The sequence below is a fragment of the Rhizobacter sp. P3_B12 genome, assembly GCF_056402895.1.
This window is the reverse complement of record NZ_JBFUGN010000342.1, coordinates 1-5,846: the sequence shown is the minus strand read 5'-3', so window position 1 is coordinate 5,846 and position 5,846 is coordinate 1. Positions and strand designations below refer to the sequence as shown.

Below are 5,846 nucleotides of genomic sequence, written 5' to 3'. Positions count from 1 at the left end.
CAGCAGGGGCTCGGACAGGCCGAGGGTGTCAAAAGACATGGGGATCCATCAGGAGATCGGCCCGTCGCCGAGTACTTCGGCGCCAGTCGCAGGCAGACGATGAGGTGAGCGCGAGGCTCAGGTCAGGGATGACGGCAGCGAAGTGACTGGTGTCTGCGCTGGTGGGCGGATTCTACCTGCTGAACGCGATTTCATCGCCGGAACTGCCGGGTCTCGGCCGGCCTCATCCGGGCACTCCCGCGGGGCGGTTCGCGGAGCGGCGACAATACGCCGTTGGCGCCGCGGTCTGCGGCCGGCCATTCCCGCTTCACCTCCCGCTCTTCCCGCTCTCCAGGACCACACGCCATGGCTCAGTACGTATTCACGATGAACCGCGTGGGCAAGATCGTCCCGCCCAAGCGCCAGATCCTCAAGGACATCTCCCTCAGCTTCTTCCCCGGCGCCAAGATCGGCGTGCTCGGCCTGAACGGTTCCGGCAAGAGCACGCTGCTGAAGATCATGGCCGGCATCGACAAGGACATCGAAGGCGAGGCCACGCCGATGCCCAACCTGCGCATCGGCTACCTGCCGCAGGAGCCGGTGATGGCGCCCGACCAGACGGTGCGCGAAGCGGTCGAGGAGGGCCTGGGCGGCTCGCTGGCCGCCAAGAAGCGCCTCGACGAGGTGTATGCCGAATACGCCGAGCCCGATGCCGATTTCGACGCGCTCGCCGCCGAGCAGGCCGAGCTCGAAGCCGTCATTGCCGCCGCCGGCAGCGAGAACACCGACCTGCAGCTCGAGATCGCGGCCGATGCGCTGCGCCTGCCGCCGTGGGAAGCGGTGGTCGGCAAGCTGTCGGGCGGCGAGAAGCGCCGCGTCGCGCTGTGCCGCCTGCTGCTGTCCAAGCCCGACATGCTGCTGCTCGACGAGCCCACCAACCACCTGGACGCCGAGTCGGTCGACTGGCTGGAGCAGTTCCTGAGCCGCTTCAGCGGCACGGTGGTGGCCATCACCCACGATCGCTACTTCCTCGACAACGCCGCCGAATGGATTCTTGAACTCGACCGCGGCCGCGGCATTCCGTACAAGGGCAACTACAGCACCTGGCTCGACCAGAAGGAACAGCGCCTCGAGCAGGAGCAGAAGACCGAGGACGCGCGCACCAAGGCGATGAAGAAGGAACTGGAGTGGGTGCGCCAGAACCCGAAGGGCCGCCAGGCCAAGAGCAAGGCGCGCCTGGCCCGCTTCGAGGAACTGAGCGACGTCGACTACCAGAAGCGCAACGAGACCAACGAGATCTTCATCCCGGTGTCCGACCGCCTGGGCCACGAGGTGATCGAGTTCAGCAACGTCAGCAAGAGCTTCGGCGACCGCGTGCTGATCGACGACCTGAGCTTCAAGGTGCCGGCCGGTGCGATCGTCGGCATCATCGGCCCGAACGGCGCCGGCAAGTCGACGCTGTTCCGCATGATCGCCGGCAAGGAACAGCCGGATTCGGGCACCGTGAAGGTTGGCCCGACCGCGAAGATGGCCTTCGTCGAGCAGAGCCGCGAATCGCTCGAAGCCGACAAGACCGTGTGGCAGGACGTGTCGGGCGGGCTCGACAACATCATCGTCGGCAAGTTCGTGATGCCGTCGCGCGCCTACATCGGCCGCTTCAACTTCAAGGGCAACGACCAGCAGAAGCTGGTGGGCAGCCTGTCGGGCGGCGAGCGCGGGCGCCTGCACCTGGCGAAGACGCTGGCGCAGGGTGGCAACGTGCTGATGCTCGACGAACCGTCGAACGACCTCGACGTCGAAACGCTGCGCGCGCTCGAAGACGCGCTGCTCGAGTTCGCCGGCAGCATCATGGTGATCAGCCATGACCGCTGGTTCCTGGACCGCATCGCGACGCACATCCTCGCCTGCGAAGGCGATTCGAAGTGGGTGTTCTTCGACGGCAACTACCAGGAGTACGAGGCCGACAAGAAGCGCCGCCTGGGCGAAGAGGGCGCGAAGCCGAAGCGGCTGCGCTACAAGGCGCTGAAGTAAGGGCCTGCGCCGGTCAGAAGGCTCGCTGGCAGGTCGCCAGCTTGTCCTTCGCCGGCATCGACAGCATCCGGTTCAGCTCGGAGTTGTAGGTGGCGCGGTAGCCGTCGCTCTTGCGCACGGCCGACAGGTCCGACTTGGTCTTGGCCGCCAGCTGCTGCAGCATCTCCTGCCCCGGCTTCATGCTCTTCGGGTCGATCGGCGTGCAGACGTAGAGGACGGCATCGATGCCCGCCACCATCTGCTCGACGGCATCGTCGGCATGGGCGGGCAGGCAGGTCACGAGGGTTGCGGCGAGCAGCCCTGGAATGGCAAACGCGGATTTCAAACAGCAGTCCAACGGTGAGATGCCGCAACGGCATCGGATGGCAACCACCGATTGTCCCGAAGTTCCGGCGCTTGCGCCTTCGGGTACACGCGAATGGGGGGTGACCGTGGATCGTCTACTCCGTCACGGAACCCTGTCGCGACGACATTGAAACAGCGCGTTACACCGACATGTTCATGATGTCGGAGTAAGCCTGCACCAGCCGGTTGCGCACCTGCAGCGTGGCCTGGAAACCGATCTGCGATTTCTGCATCGCGACCATCGTCTCCTCCAGGCTGACCGTCGGGTTGCCCAGCGACACCTGGCGCTGCATCTCGTCGGACTTCAGCTGCGAATCGCTCACCGAGCGCAGCGCCTGCGTCAGCGCCTGCTGGAAGCCCGCGCCCTCGGTGGSCTTGCTGCTGTTGACCAGCGGCGTGCCGTTCGGGTTCATCCCCGCACGAGCCGCGGCCTGTGCGAAGTTGAAGGGCTTGAGGGTGACGTCCATGGGATCGAACTGTAGACAAGACCCTGAAGTCGGATGGGGCGAACTGCGGGCCCTTTCCCCGGCTGTTCAACGCAATTGAAACCTCAAGTTTCCAAATAATCGCTTCATTCAGGCGGCCTGTGCCCGTCTACCTCAAGCGAACAACATGGACAACGCGGTCACCCTTGCCAATGCCAACCAGCTTGCCGCCCCGGCCGGTTTCGGCGCGCGCCTGGCYGCGCTGCCCGCCAGGAGCAAGGCGAGCCTGGGCCTCGGCATCGCGGCGCTGATCGCCGTGCTGGCGGCCATCACGCTGTGGAGCAGCCAGGGCGACTACAAGGTGCTGTACGCCAACCTGTCAGAGAAAGATGGCGGCGCGATCATCGCCCAGCTGTCGCAGATGAACGTGCCGTACCGCTATTCCGATGGCGGCGGCGCGATCCTGGTGCCGTCGGCACAGGTTCACGACCTGCGCCTGAAGCTCGCGTCGGCCGGGCTGCCCAAGGGCTCGATCGTCGGCTTCGAGCTGATGGACGGCGCCAAGTTCGGCCAGACCCAGTTCCAGGAACGCCTGACCTTCCAGCGCGGCCTCGAAGGCGAACTGACCCGCTCGATCACCGCGATGTCGGCCGTGCAGAACGCCCGCGTGCACCTGGCGCTGCCGAACCAGAACGGCTTCTTCCGCGAACAGCAGAAGCCCAGCGCCTCGGTGATGCTGACGCTGCACCCCGGCCGCACGCTCGACCGCTCGCAGGTCGCCGGCATCGTGCACCTGGTGTCGTCCAGCGTGCCCGAGATGAACCCGAAGGCCGTCAGCGTGCTCGACCAGACCGGCACGCTGCTGTCGGCCGCCAACGAAGCCACCAACGGTGCCGGCCTCGATGCGCAGCAGCTGCAGTACGTGAACCAGATCGAGGCCAGCTACAACAAGCGCATCCTCGACATCCTCGAGCCGGTGATCGGCCGCGACAACCTGCGCGCGCAGGTCACCGCCGACGTCGACTTCTCGCAGGTCGAATCCACCGCCGAGGAGTTCAAGCCCAACCAGGGCGAGAACGCGCAGGCCAGCGTGCGCAGCCAGCAGAGCAGCGAGCAGATGGGCCAGAGCGGCGCCGGCGCCACCGGCATCCCCGGGGCCGCGTCGAACCAGCCGCCGGTGCCGGCGACCGCCCCGGTGACGGGCGCCGCCCAGCCGCTGCAGACCGCGCAGAACGGCGCCGCCAGCAACACCAACAGCCGCAAGGAAGCCGTCACCAACTACGAGATCGACAAGACCGTGCGCGTGACGCGCAACGCCACCGGCACCGTCAAGCGCCTGAACGCCGCCGTGGTCGTCAACCACCGCAGCGTGACGGATGCCAAGGGCAAGACCACCACCGTGCCGCTGACGCCCGACGAGATCGAGAAGCTCAACGTGCTGGTGCGCGAGAGCATCGGCTTCAAGCAGGAGCGCGGCGACTCGGTGAAGGTCATCAACGCGCCGTTCCGCATCGAGAAGATCGAGCCCGACACCACGCCGATCTGGAAGCAGYCGCAGACGCTGGACATGCTGCGCGCCGCCGCGGTGCCGGCCTCGCTGGCCCTGGTCGCGATGGTGATCGTGTTCGGCCTGATCCGCCCGGCGCTGAAGGCGGCGCTGCCGCAGCCGGTGTCGCCGGCCGATGCGCGCGGCAACACGCTGAATGCGATGGTCGACGACGCCGAGTCGCTGCCGAAGCTCGGCCACGAAGCCGACGCGAAGCTGCCGATGCTCGAGGCGCCGCGCATCAGCCCGACGCTGATCGCCGCCCGCGCCTACGCCAAGGACAACCCCGCCGCAGTGGCCAGCATCGTGCGCGACTGGGTCAGCGGCGAAGCCGCCTGACGCCCGGCCATCACAAGAACGACGGAACAGAACACGATGGACACCAAGGGTCTGGAAGACGCGGCAATCCTGATGATGTCGCTCGGCGAGCAGGAAGCCTCCGAGGTGTTCAAGCACCTCACGCCGAAAGAGGTGCAGGGCCTGGGCGAGACCATCGCCCGGATGAAGACCATCCCGCGCGACCGCGTGGAGACGGTGCTGGAGCGCTTCGCGAACCAGGCGCAGGAGCAGAGCCTGCTCGTCACCGACAACGACGAATACATCAAGAGCGTGCTGCGCAAGGCGCTCGGCGACGACAAGGCCAACCTGCTGATCGACCGCATCCTGCAGGGCGGCGACACCAGCGGCATCGAGAGCCTGAAGTGGATGGATGCGAGCTCGGTGGCCGAGCTGCTGCGCAACGAGCACCCGCAGATCGTCGCGGCGATCCTGGTGCACCTGGACTTCGACCAGGCCTCGTCGGTGCTGAAGTGCTTCACCGAGCGCCAGCGCAACGAGGTGGTGGTGCGCATCGCCACGCTCGACGGCATCCAGCCGTCGGCGCTGAAGGACCTGAACGACGTCATGAGCAAGGTGCTGGCCGGCGGCGACAAGCTGCGCAAGGCCTCGCTCGGCGGCGTGAAGACCGCGGCCGAGATGATCAACCTGCTGGGCGGCAGCATCGAGACCGCGGTGCTCGACTACGTGCGCGAGGCCGACAACGAGCTGGCCCAGAAGATCATGGACAACATGTTCACCTTCGACGACCTGGAGAAGGTCGACGACAAGGGCATCCAGCTGGTGCTGAAGGAAGTGCAGTCCGAATCGCTGGTGATCGCGCTGAAGGGCGCGACGCCGGAGATGCGCGAGAAGGTGTTCCGCAACATGTCCACGCGCGCCGCCGAGACGCTGCGCGAAGACCTGGAATCGCGCGGCCCGGTGCGCGTGAGCGAGGTCGAGGCCGAGCAGAAGGAAATGCTGAAGATCGTGCGTCGCCTGAGCGACGAAGGCCAGATCGTGCTCGGAGGCGGCGGTGATGACCAGTTCCTCTAAGCCGAACGGCCCGCGGCAGGTGCCGCCGCCGGCCGGCGCGAAGCCGACCAGCAACTACAGCCGTTTCATCCCGCGCGAGGAGCTGAGCTCGTTCGCCGCGTGGAACCCGGGCTCGCTGTCCGGCGGCCCCGAGGCGTCGGCCGCCGGCG

At 66.8% G+C, this 5,846-nt stretch carries 5 protein-coding genes; 3 read left to right on the top strand and 2 right to left on the bottom strand.

Annotated features, from left to right (window positions below):
* Positions 1-345 precede the first annotated feature (345 nt).
* The gene (gene ettA / locus AC1D01_RS17895; RefSeq protein WP_477868589.1) at positions 346-2,010 is read left to right on the top strand and encodes an energy-dependent translational throttle protein EttA; all 1,665 of its coding nucleotides are present in this window, start codon (positions 346-348) and stop codon (positions 2,008-2,010) included.
* A gap of 13 nt (positions 2,011-2,023) precedes the next feature.
* On the opposite strand, the gene AC1D01_RS17890 is transcribed toward ettA, so the two are convergent.
* Both AC1D01_RS17890 and fliE read right to left on the bottom strand, forming a co-directional pair.
* A complete protein-coding gene (locus AC1D01_RS17890) occupies positions 2,024-2,335 on the bottom strand; it encodes a hypothetical protein (RefSeq protein ID WP_477868587.1) in 312 nt (103 codons plus the stop codon).
* A 160-nt stretch (positions 2,336-2,495) separates the two neighbouring features.
* On the bottom strand, positions 2,496-2,822 hold the full coding sequence (gene fliE / locus AC1D01_RS17885) for a flagellar hook-basal body complex protein FliE (RefSeq protein ID WP_477868585.1): 327 nt from the start codon (positions 2,820-2,822) through the stop codon (positions 2,496-2,498).
* 145 nt (positions 2,823-2,967) lie between these two features.
* On the opposite strand from fliE, the gene fliF reads away from it, so the two are divergent.
* Both fliF and fliG read left to right on the top strand, forming a co-directional pair.
* Positions 2,968-4,665, top strand: a complete 1,698-nt coding sequence (fliF, locus tag AC1D01_RS17880) for a flagellar basal-body MS-ring/collar protein FliF (protein ID WP_477868583.1) — start codon at positions 2,968-2,970, stop codon at positions 4,663-4,665.
* A 36-nt stretch (positions 4,666-4,701) separates the two neighbouring features.
* The gene (gene fliG / locus AC1D01_RS17875; protein ID WP_477868581.1) at positions 4,702-5,697 is read left to right on the top strand and encodes a flagellar motor switch protein FliG; all 996 of its coding nucleotides are present in this window, start codon (positions 4,702-4,704) and stop codon (positions 5,695-5,697) included.
* Positions 5,698-5,846: the final 149 nt, after the last annotated feature.

Bases quoted from the DNA above. Each gene is read 5' to 3' on its own strand.
- ettA (WP_477868589.1), top strand. From the start codon at position 346: ATGGCTCAGTACGTATTCACGATGAACCGCGTGGGCAAGATCGTCCCG.
- fliG (WP_477868581.1), top strand. From the start codon at position 4,702: ATGGACACCAAGGGTCTGGAAGACGCGGCAATCCTGATGATGTCGCTC.